This is a genomic window from Acidovorax sp. KNOB132, from assembly GCF_057541515.1.
Genome location: NZ_BAAJYT010000522.1, coordinates 1 through 1,308, shown reverse-complemented (window position 1 = coordinate 1,308; position 1,308 = coordinate 1). Strand labels below are relative to the sequence as shown.

Below are 1,308 nucleotides of genomic sequence, written 5' to 3'. Positions count from 1 at the left end.
CGCCGGTGGCCGCACCGCCACCGAAGTAGCCGTGCAGCAGCTCGCGCGCCAGGGCGGTCTGCCACATGAGCCGGCCGTCGCTCGCGCGGACGGTGATGCTGGCGTAGCCGAAGGCGTCGAGCGCGTTGCGCGCCTGGCCGGCCTGGCGGATCTCCTGGCGGGCACGGCGCGCGCCCTGCAGGTGCACGTTCATGCGCGCGAGCACCTCCTTGGGCTTGATGGGCTTGGTCACGTAGTCGACGCCGCCCGCGTCCAGCGCGGCGACCAGGTGCTCGGTCTCGGTCAGGCCGGTCATGAAGATGATGGGGATGTGCGCGGTGGCCGGCAGGCCTTTCAGCCGCCGCGCGACCTCGAAGCCGTCCATGCCCGGCATCATCGCGTCGAGCAGCACCACGTCGGGCAGCGCCTGCGCCGCGCGCGACAGCGCGGTCTCGCCATTGGTGGCCACGAGCACGGTATAGCCGGATTCGTCGAGCGCGTCGTGCAGCACGGCGAGGTTGTCGGGCACGTCGTCCACGATCAGCACCACGTCGGCGCGGGTGCGGTCGAGCGCCTGCGCGGTGGCATCCAGGGGCAGCGCATCGGTGGGGAGCATGGCGGTCGCGGTCATGGGGAAGGAGGATGGGATGCGGCGGCCTCGGCCACCATGCGGGCGATGGCCTCGAAACGGAACTGCCGCGCATGGTCGCGCGCCTCGCCCACCCAGGCCGTGCACCCGGGCTGCGCGGCCTCGATGGCGCCCAGCTGGTTGAGCACGCCGCGGTAGTAGCCCAGCTCGACGGCTTCGGACAGGGCCGGCAGGCGGGACGGGTCGGGCAGCGCATCGGCGGCGGGACCCCGGGGCGGCTCCGAGGTCGGGCCCGGAGCGGGTGGCGCGGACGGTGCCGGCCCTTCCTCGATCCAGACGAGGGCCAGGCGCCGCTCCAGCCAGTCCAGCAGTTCGCTGTGGCGCACGGGCTTGACGATGAAATCCTCGGGGCGGATGCCCCCATCGTTCTCCAGCCCCTTGTCGAAGGCGTTGGCGGAGACCACGGCGATGTGCGCGGGCGCCTGCGCGCCTTGCACGGCGCCTTCGAGCTGGCGCAGGCGGCGGATGGTCTCCCAGCCGTCGATGCCCGGCATGGCGAGGTCCATGAACACCGCATCGGGCCGGTAGCCGGCCGCGATCAGGTCCAGCGCGTCGTGGCCGCTGGCGGCGGTGCGCAGGGTGAAGCCCAGCGGCGCGAGCAGTTGCACCAGCAGCTCGCGGTCGGCCTCTTCGTTGTCCACCACCAGCAGGCGGCGGCGCGGGCCGGCGTAGCCCCGGCG

General features: G+C 73.4%; 2 protein-coding genes. Both read right to left on the bottom strand.

All coding sequences use genetic code 11. The features are described from left to right. Window positions 1-595 (bottom strand): response regulator (locus tag AC27IO_RS24315; protein WP_498741226.1); only part of this gene is annotated, 595 nt, incomplete at its 3' end. Between the two features lie 11 nt (window positions 596-606). Further along, a partial coding sequence (locus AC27IO_RS24310; RefSeq protein ID WP_498741225.1) for a response regulator occupies window positions 607-1,308 on the bottom strand: 702 nt, incomplete at its 5' end.